This window comes from Amycolatopsis sp. DSM 110486 (assembly GCF_019468465.1).
GTDB lineage: Bacteria > Actinomycetota > Actinomycetes > Mycobacteriales > Pseudonocardiaceae > Amycolatopsis.
Genome location: NZ_CP080519.1, coordinates 10442291 through 10459849 on the forward strand (window position 1 = coordinate 10442291; position 17559 = coordinate 10459849).

10 protein-coding genes are annotated in these 17559 nt (G+C 71.5%); all 10 read right to left on the reverse strand.

Annotation, left to right across the window (positions count from 1 at the left end; genetic code table 11):
- Window positions 1-70: 70 nt before the first annotated feature.
- On the reverse strand, window positions 71-1489 hold the full coding sequence (pntB, locus tag K1T34_RS50375; protein WP_220241834.1) for a Re/Si-specific NAD(P)(+) transhydrogenase subunit beta: 1419 nt from the start codon (window positions 1487-1489) through the stop codon (window positions 71-73).
- Between the two features lie 7 nt (window positions 1490-1496).
- The gene (locus tag K1T34_RS50380) at window positions 1497-3053 is read right to left on the reverse strand and encodes a Re/Si-specific NAD(P)(+) transhydrogenase subunit alpha (protein WP_220241835.1); all 1557 of its coding nucleotides are present in this window, start codon (window positions 3051-3053) and stop codon (window positions 1497-1499) included.
- Window positions 3054-3206: 153 nt separating this feature from the next.
- Window positions 3207-5354 (reverse strand): glycogen debranching protein GlgX, encoded by a 2148-nt coding sequence (glgX, locus tag K1T34_RS50385; protein WP_220241836.1) that lies wholly within the window; start codon window positions 5352-5354, stop codon window positions 3207-3209.
- Between the two features lie 92 nt (window positions 5355-5446).
- On the reverse strand, window positions 5447-7168 hold the full coding sequence (gene treZ, locus K1T34_RS50390) for a malto-oligosyltrehalose trehalohydrolase (protein ID WP_220241837.1): 1722 nt from the start codon (window positions 7166-7168) through the stop codon (window positions 5447-5449).
- Complete coding sequence (gene treY / locus K1T34_RS50395; RefSeq protein WP_220241838.1) at window positions 7169-9463, reverse strand: malto-oligosyltrehalose synthase; 2295 nt, start codon at window positions 9461-9463, stop codon at window positions 7169-7171. It abuts the gene before it with no gap.
- Window positions 9460-11589, reverse strand: a complete 2130-nt coding sequence (gene glgX / locus K1T34_RS50400; RefSeq protein WP_220241839.1) for a glycogen debranching protein GlgX — start codon at window positions 11587-11589, stop codon at window positions 9460-9462. Before glgX (K1T34_RS50400) ends, treY begins: the two co-directional genes overlap by 4 nt.
- A 98-nt stretch (window positions 11590-11687) precedes the next feature.
- Window positions 11688-13667, reverse strand: a complete 1980-nt coding sequence (malQ, locus tag K1T34_RS50405) for a 4-alpha-glucanotransferase (protein ID WP_220241840.1) — start codon at window positions 13665-13667, stop codon at window positions 11688-11690.
- 197 nt (window positions 13668-13864) lie between these two features.
- Window positions 13865-15253 (reverse strand): M1 family metallopeptidase, encoded by a 1389-nt coding sequence (locus tag K1T34_RS50410; RefSeq protein WP_220241841.1) that lies wholly within the window; start codon window positions 15251-15253, stop codon window positions 13865-13867.
- Window positions 15250-16653 carry a M1 family metallopeptidase gene (locus tag K1T34_RS50415; RefSeq protein WP_220241842.1) on the reverse strand — a complete coding sequence of 468 codons (1404 nt, stop codon included), beginning with the start codon at window positions 16651-16653 and terminating at the stop codon, window positions 15250-15252. Before K1T34_RS50415 ends, K1T34_RS50410 begins: the two co-directional genes overlap by 4 nt.
- Before the next feature lie 45 nt (window positions 16654-16698).
- The gene (locus K1T34_RS50420; protein WP_220241843.1) at window positions 16699-17559 is read right to left on the reverse strand and encodes an LLM class F420-dependent oxidoreductase; all 861 of its coding nucleotides are present in this window, start codon (window positions 17557-17559) and stop codon (window positions 16699-16701) included.

Here is a 17559-nt window from a genome sequence, read left to right on the forward strand (position 1 = left end):
CTCCGCACACGACCGCGCCGCCGGCTCCGGGAGCCGGCGGCGCAGGTGTCGGGTGGGACTGCTCGGGGTGCTACCCGACGCGGGCCGGGAGCGCGGCGAGGATGTCCTGCACGCGCTCCTTGGCGTCGCCGAAGAGCATCTGGCTGTTGTCGCGGAAGAACAACGGGTTCTGCACGCCCGCGTAGCCCGGTGCCATGGACCGCTTGAACACCACGACGTTGCCGGCTTCCCAGACCCGCAGCACCGGCATGCCGGCGATCGGGCTGCCCGGGTCCTCCGCGGCCGACGGGTTCACCGTGTCGTTGGCCCCGATCACGAGCACGACGTCGGTGTCGGCGAGGTCGTCGTTGATCTCGTCCATCTCCAGGACGATGTCGTAGGGCACCTTCGCCTCGGCGAGCAGCACGTTCATGTGCCCGGGCAGCCGGCCGGCGACGGGGTGCACCCCGAACCGGACGTTCACACCCTGCTCGCGCAGCCGCCGCGTCAGCTCGGCCACCGGCGACTGCGCCTGCGCGACCGCCATGCCGTAACCCGGCGTGATGACCACCGAGCTCGCGTTCGACAGCAGCTCGGCCACCCCGGCGGCGTCGATCTCGCGGTGCTCGCCCGTGACCTCCGCCGGGCCGCTGGTCGCCGGCGCGCCGAAGCCACCCGCGATGACGGAGATGAACGAACGGTTCATCGCCTTGCACATCACGTAGGACAGGTAGGCACCGGAAGAGCCGACGAGCGCGCCGGTGATGATCAGCAAGTCGTTGCCCAGCAGGAAGCCCGACGCGGCCGCGGCCCAGCCCGAGTACGAGTTGAGCATCGACACGACCACCGGCATGTCGCCGCCGCCGATCGAGGCGACCAAGTGGACGCCCAGCGCCAGCGCGAGCACCGTGACCACCACGAGCAGCCACGTGGCGGGGGTGATCACGAAGAACACGGTGAGCACCGCGAACGCGACCAGCGCGCCGAGGTTGAGCACGTTCTTGCCCGGCAGCTGCAGCGGCTTGGACGGGATCCGCGCCGACAGTTTGAGGAAGGCGATGATCGAGCCGGTGAACGTCACGGCGCCGATGAACACGCCGATCACGACCTCGGCGTGGTGGATGCCCAGCAGCGACCCCACGAGCTCCGTCTGTGCGTCGTTCCCCTCGACCTCGAGGAACCCGTTCCAGCCGACCAGCACCGCGGCCAGGCCGACGAAGCTGTGCATCAGCGCGATCAGCTCGGGCATGCCGGTCATCTCGACCACGCGCGCCCGCCACACTCCGATCGCCGCGCCGATCACGAGCGCGATGAGCAGCAGCGTGATGCCGAGGCCTGAGGCCAGGCCCAGCGCGGTGGCCGCGGTCGCGACCAGTGCGATCGCCATGCCGGCGATCCCGAACCAGACCCCGCGGCGCGAGGTCTCGTGCTTGGCGAGCCCCGCGAGGCTGGCCACGAACAACAGGGCGGCGATCAGGTACGCCGCCGACTTCCACGTTTCAGCGTGCACTGGTCACTCAGCTCCTCGAGAACATCGACAGCATCCGGCGGGTCACCATGAACCCACCGACGACGTTGATGGCGGCCAGCAGCACGGCGGCGGCGGCCAGGATGGTGGTGGCGATCCCGCCGCCGGAGATCTGCAGGATCGCGCCGACGACGATGATCCCCGAGATCGCGTTGGTCACCGACATCAACGGCGTGTGCAGCGCGTGGTGCACGTTGCCGATCACGTAGAAGCCGATCACGATGGCGAGCACGAACACCGTCAGGTGCCCGGCCAGCTCCGGCGGGGCGAACGCCGACGCCAGGAACAGGACCACCGCGCCGATCACCGCGACCACCGCCCGGGCCCACGGCGACTTGGGCTTCTCCGGCTGTGCCGCAGCCTGCGGGGCGGGTGCGGGCGGCGGTGCCGCGCTCACCGACACCTTCGGCGGCGGCCACAACACCTCACCGTCGCGGACCACGGTCAGCCCGCGCTGCACCACGTCCTCGAAGTCGAGGGCGAGCCGGCCGTCCTTCTCGGGCGTGAGCAGCTTCAGCAGGTTGACCACGTTGGTGCCGTAGAGCTGTGAGGCCTGCGTGGGCAGCCGTCCCGGCAGGTCCGTGTAGCCGATGAGCGTGACCCCGTTGTCGGTCGTCACGACCTCGCCGGCCTCGGTGCCGGCGACGTTGCCGCCCTGCGCGGCGGCCATGTCGACGACGACGCTGCCCGGCTTCATCGACGCGACCTGCTCGGCCGTGAGCAGCTTCGGCGCGGGCCGGCCAGGGATGAGCGCGGTCGTGATGACGATGTCCACGTCCGCGGCCTGCTCGGAGTAGATCTCCGCCGCCCGCCGGTCGTAGGCCTCCGAGGTCGCCTTCGCATACCCGTCGGTACTGGCCTCCTGCTCGACCTCGACGGCGAGGTACTCGCCACCGAGCGAACGGACCTGGTCGGCCACCTCCGGCCGCGGGTCGGTCGCGCGGACCACGGCACCCAGGCTGTTGGCCGCGGCGATCGCCGCGAGCCCGGCGACCCCGGCTCCCGCCACCAGCACCTTCGCCGGCGGCACCTTCCCGGCCGCGGTGACCTGGCCCGTGAAAAACCGGCCGAACACGTGCGCGGCCTCGATCACGGCGCGGTAGCCGGCGATGTTCGCCATCGAGCTGAGCACGTCCAGAGACTGCGCCCGCGAAATCCGCGGAACCGCGTCCATCGCGAGCGCCGTGACGCCGCGGGCGGCCAGCGCCGCCAGCCGGTCCGGCTCCAGCGCCGGAGCCAGCATCGACACCAGGGTCGTGCCCGGGCGCAAGTTCTCGATTTCGCCCGGGTCGGGCGCGTTGATGGTGACGACGACGTCCGCGTCCCACACCGGATCGGCCGACACCTCGGCGCCCGCGGACAGGTAGGCCTCGTCGTCGAACCCCGATCGCACGCCGGCCCCGGACTCCACCAGCACGCGGTAACCCAGGCCGATGGCCTTGCGCACGGTGTCCGGCGTCAGCGCGACGCGGGTCTCGGTTTTCGTCGACTCCGCGACCAGTCCGATACGCAGACCGGGCTCGGATCCGGTGCCGTCGTCGCTCATGCACTTCTCCTCGGGGATAGCCACGCTGGATTTCAACATCCAACGATCCGGATGACGAGGGGGATTCCGGCGATCCGAGGTGAGAGTGATCTCTTGACCGATTTCTGCGAAACCTCTTGATCGATGCACCTCGGGGACCGCCGGGTCCCCGCGCTAAAGCGGCTGGGGGCCCGACACGAAGTCCCGCGGCGCTCGGAGCAGCTGCAACGACCGGGCCGCCACGACGATGCGGCTCTTCGGTTCCAGCACCCCGACGTACGCGGGGCTGCCGTCGGCCGTGCCCGTGTCGAGCGTGGGTTTGTAGGTGGCACCGTACTCGGGTCCGGGCAGCACCACCTCCACATCGTCCTCGCCGGCGTGCAGGATCAGCAGCCACGAGTGGTCGGTGACGAGCTCGCCCTCGCGGTTGCGGGCCTGGGAGTTGGACCCGTCGATCCACATGCACAGCGTGCGGCGGCTCTCGTCGAACCAGTCGATCTCGTCGAACTCCTCGCCGTCGGGCCGGAACCAGATGAGGTCCGGTTTGCCGGTCGGCGTGGTGCGGCCTTCGAAGAACTCCGGCTGGCGCAGCGCGGGGCTGCTCGCGCGCAGGCGCACCACGCGCCGGGCGAAGGCGAGCATCGGCTCTGACGCGGCCGAGGGCGTCCAGTCGACCCACGACGTCTCGTCGTCGAGGCAGTAGGCGTTGTTGTTGCCGCCCTGGGTCCGCCACATCTCGTCGCCCGCGACGAACATCGGCGTGCCGGTGGACAGCAGCAACGTGGCGAAGAGGTTGCGCGCCTGGCGGGTGCGCAGCGCGACGATGGACTGGTCGGCGGTCTCGCCCTCCACGCCGTGGTTCCACGAGCGGTTGTCGGTGGTGCCGTCGCGGTTGTCCTCGCCGTTGTCCTCGTTGTGCTTTTCGTTGTAGGACACCAGATCCCGCAACGTGAAGCCGTCGTGGGCGGTCACGAAGTTGACCGACTGCCACGGCCGGCGCAGGTTGTGGTCGTAGAGGTCCGACGAACCCGAGAGCCGGAACGCGAGGTCGCGCACACCCGTGACCCCACGCCAGAAGTCGCGCAAGGTGTCGCGATAGCGGCCGTTCCATTCGGCCCACTGGGCGCCGAAGTCGCCGACGCGGTAGCCCTCCCCCGTCGCGTCCCAGGGTTCGGCGATGAGCTTGCACCGCGAGAGGACCGGGTCGGTGGTGATGGCCGTGAGCATGGTGGAGTCGCGGTCGAACATGCCGCCGCGCGGGCGGCCCAGCGTGCTCGCGAGGTCGAACCGGAAGCCGTCCACGCCGAGCTCCTGCGTCCAGTACCGCAGCGAGTCGGTGACGAGCCGGACCACGGTCGGCGAGCCCGAGTCGAGGGTGTTGCCGCAGCCGGTGATGTCGGCCATCTGCCCGCGCTTGGTGTGCAGGTAGTACGCCGGCGCGTCGAGCCCGCGCAGGAACAGCGTGGGCCCGTCGGGGCCGCCCTCGCAGGTGTGGTTGAACACGACGTCGACGATCACCTCGATGTTGGCCGCGTGCAGCGCCGCCACCATCGTCCGGAACTCCTCGATCTCGCGGCCGGGTTCGCTCGCGTACCCCGGGTGCGGGGCGAAGTAGCCCAGCGGCGAGTAGCCCCAGTAGTTGTGCCGGCCCGCGCTCACCAGCGACGGTTCGTCGGCGAACGCGTGCACCGGCAGCAGCTCCACTGTGGTCACGCCGAGCCGGGTGAGGTGCTCGATCGCCACCGGGTGCGCGAGACCCAGGTAGGTGCCACGCAGCGCTTCCGGGATGAACGGGTGCAGCTCGGTGAACCCCTTCACGTGGAGCTCGTAGATCACCGACTCCTCGAACGGCACCTCGGGCCTCACGCCCGTGTCCGGCCCGCCGGGCGAGGTGACCACCGACAGCGGCACGTTGCCGAGTGAGTCCACAGTGGACGCGGGACCGCGGTCCGGGTCGCCCACGAACCCCTGCGCGGCCGCGAGGTCGGTCAGCCGGCCGCTGATCCGGTGCGCGTATGGGTCCACGAGCAGCTTCGCCGGGTTGCAGCGCAGCCCTCGTCCCGGGTCGTACGGGCCGTGCACGCGGTAGCCGTAGCGCTGCCCCGGCGTGACGCCCGGGACCAGCCCGTGCCACACACCGAACGTCCGCTCGGTCAGCTCGATGCGGCGCTCGGTGCCGTCGTCACCGAGGAGGCAGACCTCCACTGCGTCGGCCACCGCCGAGGTGACGGCGAACCGCACCCCTCCGGCTTCCGGGTGAGCGCCGAGCGGAAAGGGGCGGCCGGCCAGGACCTGGGTGTCGGAAGCGGGTCGTGTTGCCATGGGGAGATCCTCCCAAACCGGCCCGTCCCGCGGGTCCGGCTACCCGGCTGAACTTTCCGGGGAAAGTGCCGGATTTCCCGCGTAAACGCCGGTCAGGAGGTCGCCACCAGCACGAAAGACGCGGGAGGCAACCGCACGGATTCACCGGCATGGTCGAACTCCGGCGTGTCCCAGGACGCCAGGACCTCCCCCGGCGTCCCGGCCAGTGGGACGGTCGCCGTGGTTTCGCCGAAGTTGCAGACGAGCCTCAGTGCGCCGCGGTGCAGCACGAGCCACGAATCGTCCGGTGCCGCCCGCACGACGAATCCGTCGAGGCTCGGGTTGGCCAGCTCGGGCCGTTCGCGCCGGAGCCGGATCAGCATGCGGTAGGTCCGCAGCATCTCCTGGTGCGCCGGCTGCTCCGGCTCGGACCAGTCGAGCCGCGAGCGCGCGACGGTCGCCGGGTCCATCGGGTCCGGCACGTCGGCCTCGCCCCAGCCGTGGCGGCCGAACTCGCGCCGCCGGCCCGTGCGCACGGCCTCGGCCAGCTCCGGGTCGGGGAAGGAAGCGAAGAACTGCCACGGCGTGCTCGCCGCCCACTCCTCGCCCATGAACACCATCGGCGTGTACGGCGAGCAGAACACCACCGCGGCCGCGGCCGCGATCAGGCCCGGCGCGACGGTGGCCGAGAGCCGGTCGCCGGTGGCGCGGTTGCCGATCTGGTCGTGGTTCTGCAGGTACGCGAGGAACCGGTCGCCCGGCACCTTGCGCGTGTCCACCGGACGGCCGTGGGTGCGTTCGCGGAACGACGACCAGGTTCCGGCGTGGAAGAACACCTCGCGCAACGTTTTCGCGAGCGCGCCGGGCGCGGCGAAGTCCGCGTAGTAACCGGAGGTCTCGCCGGTGATGCGGACGTGCAGCGTGTGGTGCAGGTCGTCGGACCACTGCGCGTGCACGCCGTAGCCGCCCCCTTCACGCGGGGTGACGAGCCGCGGGTCGTTCTGGTCCGACTCGGCGATCAGGGTGAGCGGGCGTCGCACGGCCGCGGACAGCTCGCCGACCTCGGCGGCCAGCTCCTCCAGCAGGTGCGTGGCGCGCTTGTCCACCAGCGCGTGCACGGCGTCGAGTCGCAGCGCGTCCACGTGGAAGTCGCGTAGCCAGCCCAGCGCGTTGTCGAGCACGTAGCGGCGCACCTCGTCGGAGCCCGGGCCGTCGAGGTTGAGGCCCGCACCCCAGTCCGTGTGGCCGGCGAAGTACGGGCCGAAGCGGTCGAGGTAGGCGCCAGAGGGACCCAGGTGGTTGTAGACGACGTCCAGCACCACGGCGAGGCCGCGGGAGTGGCACGCGTCGACGAACCGCTTGAGGCCGTCCGGTCCGCCGTAGGGCTCGTGCACCGCGCCCCACAGCACGCCGTCGTAGCCCCAGCCGGCCGTGCCGTCGAACGAGTTCACCGGCAGCAGCTCGACGTGCGTGATGCCGAGGTCCACGAGGTGGCCGAGCCGCTCGATCGCCGAGTCGAACGTGCCGCCCTCGGTGAAGGTGCCCAGGTGCAGCTCGTACACGACGCCGCCGGGCAGCCGACGACCCGTCCACGCGCCGTCGGTCCACTCGAACTCGGCGTGGTCGTACACGCGCGAAGCCTCGTGGACGCCGGCCGGCTGGCGCAGCGAACGCGGGTCCGGCAGCGGCTTGTCGTCGTCGCCGAGGAGGAAGGCGTAGTCGGTACCGGTGACTTTGGCCTGCCACCAGCCGCCGGCGGTTTGGCGCATCTCGTGGTCAGAGCCGTCGACCCGCACCCGCACGCGCTCCGCGGCGGGCGCCCACACGGTGAACATTCAGGAATCCCCTCGCACCAGAAGAGCCACCGGGTACTTGTCGAACAGCGTCGCGGCCATGGGCGCGTCGCCGACCGCGCGGCCGGTGAGCACGTCGGTCCAGAAGCCGTCGGTCAGCGGCAGCACGGTGTCGCGCCAGCCGCCGGACTTCTCGAGCCCGACGGGCAGCCGCGTCACGGCCACCGCCAGGTCCTCGCCGCGCTGGAACGCCAGCAGGTGCTCGGCGACCGCGCCCTCGGCCTTCAGCGGCCGGTAGCCGGTGAACAGCTCGGGCCGTTCGCGCCGCAGCGTCAGCGTCCGGTGGACCAGGAGCAGCTTCGCGGCACCGGATTCGTCGACCTCCGGCTGCTCGCCGGCCAGCACGCGCTCGAGGATCTCGCGGCGCGCGCCGTAGTCGACCTCGCGCCGGTTGTCCGGGTCCACGAGCGAGAAGTCCCACAACTCGGTGCCCTGGTAGACATCCGGCACGCCCGGCCCGGCCAGCTGCACCAGTTTCTGGCCCAGCGAGGTCACCCAGCCCGGACCGCGCAGCTTCCCGACGAACTCCTCGACCTCGGCCACCAGCTCGGCGTCGCCGAGCACCTGCTCGGGCCACGCGGCGACGGCCTGCTCGAACGCCTCGTCGTGGTCGGTCCAGGTGGTGCGGAGCTTCGACTCCTTCGCCGCCTTGTCGAGGTAGTCGCGCAGGCGCTCGGGCGCGATCGGCCACGCGCCCACGAGCGTCTGCCAGGCCAGCAGGTTCAACGCCGGCTCGTCGATGCCGCGGCGCTTCGTCCAGCGGCGCACGGCGGCGCCGAACTCCTCGGCCAGCTCGGACAACGCCGCCTGCCGCGCCCGCGTGTCCTCGGAGCGCTTGGTGTCGTGCGTGGTCAGCGTGGTCATGCTCGCCGGACGTCCGGCGGCGCGCCCCGCGGCCAGCTCGTGGAACTCGGCCACGCCGCGCCCGAAGCGGTCGGGGTCGCCGCCGACCTCGTTGAGCGCGGCGAAGCGGGTGAAGCGGTAGAAGGTCGTGTCCTCGGTGCCCTTGGCCACGACCATGCCCGACGTCTGCTGGACGCGCGTCGCCAGCTCGCCGCCGGGTTCCGCGCGGACCTGCGTGTCCAGCGCGGTCAGGGCTTCGCCCAGGTCGGGCCGGCGCGAGCGTGCGCGCTCGACGGCGCCCGTCCACTCGGCGGTGCCCTCCGGCAGGTAGGAGCGGTAGACGCCGAAGGCGATCATCACCTCGGCCACCGCGGCGCGCGCGGCGTCCGGCTCGATCCCCTCGACCAGGCCCGCGATGCGGTGCACCTCGGCCACGAGGATCCGGTCGGTGACCAGGCGCCGCGCTTCCTCTTCCACGGCGAGGTAATCGGTACGTCCGCCCAGCTCACCCACGAGCCGCGTGAACACCGGTTTCGCGGCCGGGTCCACGAAGACGCCGGTGATCTCGTTGAGCGCGTCGTAGCCGGTGGTGCCGTCGACCGGCCAGCTCTGCGGCAGGGCCTCGCCCGGGTGCAGGATCTTCTCCACGACCAGCCACGCGTCGGGCGCGCCCGCGCGCAGGCGGCGCAGGTAGCCGCCCGGGTCGGCCAGGCCGTCCGGGTGGTCCACGCGCAGGCCGGCGACGTCGCCGTCGGCCACCCAGCGCAGCACCTCGCCGTGGGTCTCGGCGAACACCTCGGCCTTCTCGACCGTGACGGCCGCGAGGTTGGTGATGTCGAAGAAGCGGCGGTAGTTCAGCTCGGCGTTGCCGCGGCGCCAGCCGACGAGCTCGTAGTGCTGGCGCGCGTGCACCTCCTGCGGCGTGCCCTCGCCGGTGCCGGGCGCGATCGGGAAGCGGTGGTCGTAGTAGACCAGTTCGTCGTCGTCACCGGAGCGGTCCACGGTCAGCTCGGCGACGGCCGCGTCCTCGCCGAGCACGGGCAGCAGCACCTTGCCGTGGCTCCAGTCGATGTCGAAGAACCCCGCGTACTCCGACGCCTGCCCGTGGCGGAGCACGTCCCACCACCAGCGGTTGAGCTTCGGGACCTCCACGGACATGTGGTTCGGCACGATGTCGACCACGAGCTTGAGCCCGGCGGACCTCAGCCGCGCCACCAGCACCTGGCGGGCTTCCTCACCGCCCAGCTCCGGCCGCGCGCGGGTCGGGTCGACCACGTCGTAGCCGTGCGCGGAGCCGGTGGTCGCGTCGAGCACCGGCGACGCGTAGAGCGCACCCGCGCCCAGGGCCCGCAGGTAGTCGACGATCCCGGCGGCGTCGGTGAAGGTGAACTCCGGGCGCAGCTGCACCCGGTACGTCGAGGACGGCGCGTTCACGCCTGCTCCTCCCGGCCGGTGCGCTGCAGCACCACGAGCGACCGCGCGGAGAGCGTGTGCTTGCCGCCACCGGGCACCGGGTCCACATCGGACTGTCCGACCTGGCCGGTGGCCGTGTCGACGACGACCGTCCACTCGGTGCCGTACCCGTTGGCGGGCAAGGTCATCGCGATGTCCTCGTAGTGCGCGTTGAACGCGAGCAGGAACGACTCGTCGACCACCGCCATGCCGCGCGGGTCGAGGTCGGAGATGCCCTCGCCGTTGAGGAAGATGACCACGGACTTGCCGAAGCCGTCGTCCCAGTTCTGCTCGGTCATCTCCTCGCCGGCCGGGGTGAACCAGGCGATGTCGCCGAGCTCCTCGCCCTTGCGCACCGGCTTGCCCTGGAAGAACCGGCGGCGGCGGAACACCGGGTGGCGTTTGCGGAACGCGGTGAGCGCCGCGGTGAAGTCGACGAGGTCGGCGTTCTCCTTGGCGAGCGCCCAGTCCATCCAGGACAGTTCGGAGTCCTGGCAGTAGGCGTTGTTGTTGCCCCGTTGCGTGCGGCCCAGCTCGTCGCCGTGCAGCAGCATCGGCACGCCCTGGGACAGCAGCACGGTGGCGAGCAGGTTGCGGCGCTGACGGGCGCGCAACGCGAGGACCTCCTCGTCCTCGGTCGGGCCCTCCACGCCGCAGTTCCACGACCGGTTGTCGTCGGCGCCGTCGCGGTTGTCCTCGCCGTTGGCTTCGTTGTGCTTCTCGTTGTAGGACACCAGGTCCTCGAGGGTGAAGCCGTCGTGGGCGGTGACGAAGTTGATCGACGCGAACGGCCGCCGGCCGTCGTCCTGGTAGAGGTCCGACGAGCCCGTGATGCGGGAGGCGAACTCCCCCAGCGTCGAGGGTTCGCCGCGCCAGAAGTCGCGCACGGTGTCGCGGTACTGCCCGTTCCACTCCGTCCACAGTGGCGGGAAGTTGCCCACCTGGTAGCCACCGGGGCCGACGTCCCACGGCTCGGCGATGAGCTTGACCTGGCTCACGATCGGGTCCTGCTGCACGAGCTCGAAGAACGTGGACAGGCGGTCGACGTCGTAGAACTCGCGCGCCAGCGCGGAGGCGAGGTCGAAGCGGAACCCGTCCACGTGCATCTCGGTGACCCAGTAGCGCAGCGAGTCCATGATCAGCTGCAACGTGTGGGGGTTGCGGACGTTGAGCGAGTTGCCCGTGCCCGTGTAGTCCATGTAGTACTTCGGCTCGTCCTCGACCAGCCGATAGTAGGCCTCGTTGTCGATGCCGCGCATGGACAGCGTCGGCCCGAGGTGGTTGCCCTCGGCGGTGTGGTTGTAGACGACGTCGAGGATCACCTCGATGTTGGCTTCGTGCAGGGCACGGACCATGCCCTTGAACTCCTGCACCTGCCCGCCCTGCCCCGGCATCGCCGCGTAGGCGTCGTGGGGCGCGAAGAAGCCGATGGTGTTGTAGCCCCAGTAGTTGCGCAGGCCCTTCTGGTCCAGGCCGTGGTCGGTCACGAACTGGTGCACCGGCATGAGCTCCACCGCCGTGACGCCGAGCTTCTTCAGGTGCTCGATCACGGCGGGGTGCGCGAGGCCGGCATACGTGCCGCGCAGGCGGTCGGGCACGAACGGGTGCGTCATCGTCATGCCGCGCACGTGCGCTTCGTAGATCACAGTCTCGTGGTAGGGCGTGCGCGGTGCGCGGTCGTTGGCCCAGTCGAAGAACGGGCTCACCACCAGCGAGTACGGCACGTGCCCGGCCGAGTCCTGGTCGTTGCGCGTCTCCGGGTTGTCGAACTCGTACCCGAACAGCGCCTCCGACCAGTCGACGCCACGCGAAAGCGCCTTGGCGTACGGGTCGATCAGGACCTTGTTCGGGTTGCAGCGCAGGCCGCGGTCAGGGTCGTACGGGCCGTGCACGCGGAAGCCGTAGCGCTGGCCGGGACCGATGCCGAGCAGGTAGCCGTGGTGGACGAACCCGTCGACCTCCTCCAGGCGCGAACGCGTTTCCGTGCCGTCCTCGTCGAACAGGCAGAGCTCCACGTACTCGGCGACCTCGGAGAACAGGGCGAAGTTCGTGCCCACCCCGTCGTAGGTGGCGCCGAGCGGGTAGGGCCTTCCGGGCCAGGGACGCACGGGACTCTCCTTGGGGGACATCGGTTTGTCGGGTTTCTCGGGGAAGACTGACTTACCCGCGCGGGCGGGTCTCGAACCACGAAGGCCGGCCCGGGCGGTTACGGGAGCGGGCGGGCGGCCTTGAGCGGGGCGACCGCCGCACGCACCCGCGCGTCGGCGAAGAACCCGTCGACACTGACGGGGAGCGGGATCCGCCAGTTAGGGTACTGGTCGATCGTCCCGGGCAGGTTGGGCTGGCGCCGTTCGCCAACCACGTCGGCAGGTGAGGTGAGCACCAGGCGTGACGCCGCCGAGGCCAGGAGCGTGTGCAAGGCCACCACCGGGTCGTCGGCGGGGATGCCTTCGCGCGCAACGAGGTCGAGCAGCGCGCTGCGTTCGGCCGCCGCCTCCGTGTACTCCTGCTCCACGGGCCGGTCGAGCAGGCCCAGCTCGGCCCGGACGCGCACGTGCTCCGCTTCGAGCCAGCCGGACACGGTGGGCAGGTCGTGGGTCGAGATGCTCGCCATCGCGTGCGGGTCCCAGTCCGCAGGGCGGACGAACGGTTTGCCCGGTGCGTCCCAGTCGCGCTGGAACCACAGCACGGCGGAGCTGAGCACGCCGCGTTCGTGCATGGTCTCGGTGACGGTCTCCTCGACCGTGCCGAGGTCCTCACCGACCACCACGGCGCCGGCGCGGTGGGCCTCCAGCGCGAGCACGCCGAGCATCGCCTCGGCGTCGTAGTGCACGTAGGTGCCGCGGCCGGCGGGCTCGCCCGGCGGGATCCACCACAGGCGCCACAGTCCGGCGATGTGGTCCACGCGGATGCCGTCGGCGTGCTGCAACACGCCGCGGATGACGTCGCGGAACGGCGCGTACCCGGCCTCGGCGAGGCGGTCGGGCCGCCACGGCGGGAGGTTCCAGTCCTGGCCCTGCTGGTTGAACGCGTCGGGCGGCGCGCCCACGCGCACACGCGCCGCAAACACGTCGCGCAGCGCCCACGTGTCGGCGCCGCCGGGGTGCACGCCGACGGGCAGGTCGTGCACGACACCCACCGTCATCCCGGCCTCACGCGCCGCGAGACGGACCTCGTCGAGCTGCTCGTGGCACAGCTGCTGGAGCCAGCCGTGGAACTCGACGCGGTCGGCCAGCTTCTCGCGGGCCGCGGCCACCTCGGTGCTCGCCGGGTCGCGCAGGGCCTCGGGCCACTCGCGCCAGTCGGCGCCGTGCACCTCGGCCAGCGCGCCGAACGTCGCGAAGTCGCGCAGATCGCCGCGGAGCTCGACGGGCCGCGGGTGGTGCGGGCGCAGCAGCTCGAGCGCGGTGCGCTTGGCGTCCCACACGGCGTCGTAGTCGATCAGGTCCGGAACCGCGTCCGGGGCCAGGGCCAGCACCTTCGTGCGCGTGGCCTCGTCGGCCTTGGCGAACGCCTCGGTGTCGGTGACCCGCAGGTACACGGGGTTCGCGAAGCGCCTGCTCGACGGCGAGTACGGCGAGCGCTCCACGGGGTGCGCGGGGCTGAACGCCTGCACCGGGTTGACCAGCAGCACACCCGCGCCGAGCTCGGCGGCCGAGCGCGTGGCCGTGGTCCGGAGGTCGCCGAAGTCGCCCATCCCCCACGACCCGGCCGAGTGCAGGGCGTAGAGCTGCAGCATCCAGCCCCACGCGGCGGGCACCTCGGGCAGCTTCGCCGGGACCACGGCCAGCGGCACCCGGCGCTCGCCGGCGACGACGTGGTGCCAGCCCAGCGGCAGGTCGGCCGGCAGCGTGGTGCCGACGTCGCGAGTCGTGCCGTCCTCCAGCTCGACGGTGACCTCGCGGCCCAGCTCGCGCCTGTCACCGGCGCGTACGACGATCGTGGGCGGCAGGTCGGCCGACGCCCGGGACTCCCGGACGCGCTCCAGTGCCCGGCGGATCGACTCCGCGCTCGAGGCGTCCACGTCGAACTGTGCGAGGACGGCGACGACCACCTCGGCCTCGACCCGGACTTCCACGCGGTCGGAGTTCTCGTAGTGGGTCGCCACGCCGTAGGCGGCGGCCAGCTCGGCCAGCTCGGGCGAAACGTCGGGGCTCGGTGATCCGGAGGCGGTCGGGCTCTGCACCGGCCCAGTGTCGCGGCCCGCGCCGGGGCGCGCCAATCGCCTCGCCGGGCGGCACCCGAATGCCGGATGCGTACAGCGGTGACCGGCCAGTCGGGGGGCGTGCCGGCCGGTCACCGCCACACCCACCGAGAGGCCATCCGGTGAACAGAATGACGCGTGGGGACGCACGTCACCTTTTCGAGTGAAGTTCTCCCCGCTCAGCGCGCGAGCGAGCCCGGGTACAGGTATTGGGCCGGCGGGATCACGGAGCTGTGCGCCCACGCGGTGAAGAAGCCCGACAGGTCCTGCCCCGCCTGCGCCGACGCGAAGTGCTCGAAGTCGGGCCAGGACGCGTTGCCGTCGCGGTGCGCGGCGATCCAGTGCTTCAGCAGGCCGAAGAACTTGTCGTCGCCCATCGTGCGGCGCAGCGCGTGAAGCATGAGCGAGCCGCGGTCGTACAGGGCGTAGTCGAGCGGCCGGTCCTTGCCCGGGTCGTAGATCGGCACCTGCCAGTAGGCCGCGTCGCCCGCGTTCTGCTCGACGATCGAGCGGTAGCTCTCGTCGAGGTCGGCCCCGTTCTCGGCTTCGTCCCACAGCTGCCCCGCGTACTGGGCGAAGCATTCGGCCAGGCAGCCGTCGCGCCAGTCCGAAAAGGACACCGCGTCGCCGAACCACTGGTGCGCCAGCTCGTGCACGGCCGACGCGTCGAAGAACGCGCCGTCGTAGGTCGGGCGGGTCTGCGTCTCCAGCGCGAGGCTGCCCTCGGTGGCCTCCGGCTCGACGACGATCGCGCCGGTCGAGTCGAACGGGTACGGGCCGAACGTGTCGGTCAGGAAGCCCATGATCTTCGGCAGGAGCGCCTCGGAGTCGGGGAGGATGCTCGTGTTCTGCCCATACGCGGTGATCACGGGAGTGCCGTCGGCGAGCTTCGAGGTGTGCACGGTGAACTTGTCGATCGCCATTGTCGTGGCGTAGGAGACGATCGGGTGGTCCTCGTGCCAGCGGAACGTCGTGTGGCCGGCGTTCGTGGTCGTCGGGCCGGGCAGCCCGTTGCCCACCACCGTCCACCCGGTCGGCACGGTCGCCTCCAGGTGCAGCGCCGCCTTGTCCGAGGGGTGGTCGTTCAAGGGGAACCACGCCGTGGCCGAGTGCGGCTCGCCGCTCACGTCGATGCCGCCGCCCACGAGCCGGTGCCAGCTCGCGCCCACCGGCGGGCCCGAGTACACGACGCGCACGGCGAAGGTGCTGCCGCGCCGCACCCGCGTGCGCGGCGTGATCACCAGCTCGTGCGCGCCCGACCGGGCGATCGCCTTGGCCGGCACGCCGTTCACGGTCACCGCCGAGACCGTGAAGCCCTCCAGATCGAGGTCGAACCGGTCGAGGTCCTGGCGCGCGGCCGCGTGGACCGTGGTGTCGCCGGTGAAGGAACCGGGGTTCGCGGGATCGTAGGACACCTTCACGTCGTAGCGCGAGACGTCGTAACCGCCGTTGCCGTCCTGCGGGAAGTACGGGTCGCCGACGCCGTCCGCGCCGATCGCCGACGGCTGCGCCATGCCGAGCGCCGCCGCTCCGCTCGCGACGAGTGCGAGCGCCTTGCACCAGCTCATGCTTGGTCCTTCAGGGTTCCGGGGTGGAGGTAGGGCTCGGGCGGGATCACGGTGCTGTGGGCCCACGCGGTGAAGAAACCGGTGAGGTCGTGGCCGTACTCGTGGGCCGCGAGGTGTTCGAAGTCGGCCCAGGAGGCGTTGGCGTCGCGGTGCCGGCCGAGGAAATCGCGCAGGGTCCGGAAGAACACGGGGTCGCCGACGGTGCGGCGCAACGCGTGCAGCATGAGCGGGCCGACGGTGTAGGAGCCGCCGTAGAACCCGTCGCCCGGGTCCGCGAGGGGGATCTTCCAGAAGTCCGGGTCGGCGGCGGCGCCGGTGAGCGCGGCGCGGTAGTCGGCGTCGAGGTCGTGGCCCTCCTTCGCCTCCCGCCACAGCCATTCCGCGTAGGTGGCGAAGCACTCCTTGAGGCAGATGTCGGACCAGCGCGCCACCGAGACGCTGTCGCCGAACCACTGGTGCGCCTGCTCGTGCACGATGTCGGTGAACCGCTCCGGTGGGACTCCGCCCGGGTATACCGGCCGGTCCTGCAGTTCGAACCCGCCACCGGTGTCGCCGGGGTAGAAGATCCCGCCCGCCGAGGACAACGGGTACTCGCCGAAGCGGCTGGAAAGAAAGCCGAGCACCTCGGGCAGCCGGTCCTCGAACGGCTTCGCGGCCTCCGTGCCCGTGGTGTACGCGTCGACGACCGGGGTGCCGTCGGCAAGGTGTCCCGTGTGGACGGTCATCCGGTCGATCACCACGCCCGTCAGGTACGAAGCCACGGGGTGGTCCTCGGTCCACGAGAACGTCTTGCGCCCGCCGCGCACCACCGGCGGCGCGGGCACCCCGTTGCCCACCACGGCCCAGCCAGGCAGGTCCGGCATCGTCACGGCGAGGTGGAACGTCGCCTTGTCCGACGGGTGGTCGTTCACCGGGTACCAGCTCGACGCTGAATGCGGCTCGCCGAACGCGTGCACCGCGCCCGCGTCGTCGGCCGTCATCCAGAAGAAGCCCGGCGTGCCCTGGTAGAGCACCCGCACCCGAAAGGACTGCCCGCGCCGCAGGGGTTCGGCGGGCGTGATCACGAGCTCGTGCTCGCCGGTGCGGGTGAAGGCCGCGGGCGCGCCCGCCACCGTCACGCTCTGCACGGTGAAGCCCTCGAGATCGAGGTCGAAACGGCTCAGGTCCTGGGTGGCGACGGCGTCGGCCGCCGTGTCGCCGGTGAGGAAATCGGGTTTCGCGGGGTCGTAGTCCAGCGCGACGTCGTAGTGGCTCACGCGGTAGCCGCCGTTGCCGTCCTGCGGGAACAGCGGGTCGCCGACGCCGTCGGACCCGGGGCTCGGGGCGGCGACCGCCGTACTCGAGGCGAGCACGAGGATCGAGCCGGTGGCGACCGCGGTCGCCCACACTCTCTTCAGCACCGCGCCAGGCTGGCAGAACGGCGGGCCGAACCGGTCAGGAACTTGTCAGGGCCGGATGAGGGTTCCGTGATCGAGTTTGCCCGCGAGCCGCCCGAGCCAGGCCACGACCTCGCCCGGCTCGCGGTCCGGCAGCCCGAAGACCACCTCCGTGACCCCGGCCGCCTCGAGCCGCGCGAGGCCTTCGGGATCGGGCCGCGGGCCGAGCGCGGCCACCTGCGGCTCGCCGGTGCGACCCTCGGCGCGCCAGATCTCACGCAGCAGCCCGACGTTCTCCTCGACGTCCACTTCGGACGGTGTGGTGAGCCAGCCGTCGGCCGAGCGCGCGATCCAGCGGAACGTGCGCTCGGTTCCGGCCGCGCCCACGAGCACGGGAACCCGCTCCTGCACCGGTTTCGGCCACGCCCAGCTCGGACCGAACGCCACGTGCTCGCCGTCGTGGCTCGCGACCTCGTCGGTCCACAAGGCACGCATCGCGTCGAGGTACTCGCGCAGCACGGCGCGGCGCGTGCCCGCGGGCACGCCGTGGTCGGCCAGCTCGTCGGTGTTCCACCCGAACCCGACGCCGAGCGTGACTCTCCCACCCGAGAGGTGGTCCAGCGTGGCGATCGCCTTGGCGAGCGTGATCGGGTCGCTCTCCACCGGGAGTGCGACCGCCGTGGCCAGGCGGATGCGCGTGGTGACCGAGGCCGCGGTGGCGAGCGAGACCCACGGGTCGAGCGTGCGCAGGTACCGGTCGTCGGGCAGGCTCGCGTCGCCGGTGCGCGGGTGCGCGGCCGTGCGCTTGACCGGGATGTGCGTGTGCTCGGGGACGTAGAAGGTGTCGAACCCGGCCGATTCGGCCGCCTGCGCCGCCGCCGCGGGGGTGATCCCGCGGTCGCTCGTGAAGAGCACAATGCCGTGTCTCAC

Coding starts and splice junctions, on each gene's coding strand:
- K1T34_RS50380 (WP_220241835.1), bottom strand. CDS start 3,053: ATGAGCGACGACGGCACCGGATCCGAGCCCGGTCTGCGTATCGGACTG.
- glgX (WP_220241836.1), bottom strand. CDS start 5,354: ATGGCAACACGACCCGCTTCCGACACCCAGGTCCTGGCCGGCCGCCCC.
- treZ (WP_220241837.1), bottom strand. CDS start 7,168: ATGTTCACCGTGTGGGCGCCCGCCGCGGAGCGCGTGCGGGTGCGGGTC.
- K1T34_RS50410 (WP_220241841.1), bottom strand. CDS start 15,253: ATGAGCTGGTGCAAGGCGCTCGCACTCGTCGCGAGCGGAGCGGCGGCG.